A 1,440-nucleotide genomic window follows, 5' to 3' on the forward strand; every position below is an offset into this window, starting at 1 on the left:
TGAACTGCTCCCCGATAGTTGGACTGAGAATTCAGTTCTGATTTACGGGGAGCAGTTCATGTTTGAGAGCAGTTCATTATCGGAGGACCAGCGTCAGGCCGCGGTAGCGTTGTTTGAGGCGGGCTGGGGCGCCAAGTCAGTGGCGAACCGGCTTGGGGTTAGCAGTAAACCGATCGGCCGTTTGTACGACCGTTGGCGAGTGCGTGGAGGATCGACGCTGGTGTATAAGTCAACGAAGCGCGTGTTTTCGTTCGAGTTTAAGCTCGATGTTGTTCGGCGGGCTCTTGCCGGAGAGAGCCGGGTGGCGTTGGCGAAGGAATTGGGGTTGTCTTCCCCGGTGCTGATTCGTAAGTGGACACAGCTTTACCGGGACCAGGGTGAAGACGGGCTTCGTCCGCGGGCCAAGGGCCGCCGCCCGAGGGAAAGTCCGGGCGCTGCGGCCAAGCCCGAATCGGAGCTCCAGCGCCTGCGCCGGGAGAACGAGCGTCTGCGCGCTGAGGTTGCCTTCCTGGGAAAAGTACAGGCCTTGAGGGACGAGGAACGGCGGTAAAGGTCCGCGCCGTTATCGCTCTCAAGGCTGAACACCGCCTCGAATTGCTCCTGGACGTTGCGGGGTTGGCCCGGTCGACGTTCTTCTATCACCAGGCACGTCTGCAAGCACCTGATCCTCAGGAGCAACTCAAAGCCGAAATCACGGACATCTTCAAGAAGAACTACGGCCGATACGGGCACCGCCGGATCCACAGTGAACTACTCAAGCAGGGGTGGACGGTTGCGAAGAAGACCGTATTGAAGGTGATGCGTGTCCTCGGGCTGGTCTGCAAGGTCCGGCGGAAGAAACGTTACAACTCCTATCGGGGCGAACAGGGCACGGTCGCGCCGAACCTGCTGAACCGGGAATTCGAGGCCACTGCACCGAACCAGAAGTGGGTCACGGACGTGACCGAGTTCAGCGTTGGAGACCGCAAGCTCTACCTCTCACCGGTCATGGACCTCTTCGACCGGCAGATTATTTCCCATTCCATCGGAACGTCCCCCAATCTCTGGCTCACCAACACTTCGCTGGAGCAGGCCCTGGCCTGCCTTCAGCCAGGACAGCAGCCGCTCGTACACTCCGACCAGGGATTCCAGTACCAACACGCCTCCTGGCGAGCTCTTCTCAAGGGCGCCGGCGCGGTCCAATCCATGTCACGCAAAGCCAACTGCTTCGACAATGCCGTGATGGAGAACTTCTTCGGTCACCTCAAGGAAGAGCTCTTCCACCGCGTCCGATTCATCAGCACCGAAGCCCTTTCCACGCAACTGAACGAGTACATCCGCTGGTACAACAACGAACGTATCTCGACAAAGCTCAAGGGCCTGAGCCCGGTGCAATACCGGACCCAGGCCCTCGCGGCTTAGGATCTTACTTGGCCAGTCCAACTATCGGGGACCAGTTCA

Annotated in this window: 2 protein-coding genes; both read left to right on the plus strand. The window is 59.4% G+C overall.

Going from position 1 to position 1,440, the window contains the following annotated elements:
• The coding region (locus ACX80Z_RS15915; RefSeq protein ID WP_459316569.1) for a helix-turn-helix domain-containing protein at positions 1-550 on the plus strand (550 nt) is incomplete at its 5' end.
• A 44-nt stretch (positions 551-594) separates the two neighbouring features.
• Positions 595-1,401, plus strand: coding sequence for an IS3 family transposase (locus ACX80Z_RS15920; protein WP_459316571.1), 807 nt, complete (start codon positions 595-597; stop codon positions 1,399-1,401).
• Positions 1,402-1,440 lie beyond the last annotated feature (39 nt).

The organism is Arthrobacter sp. TMT4-20, from assembly GCF_054510775.1.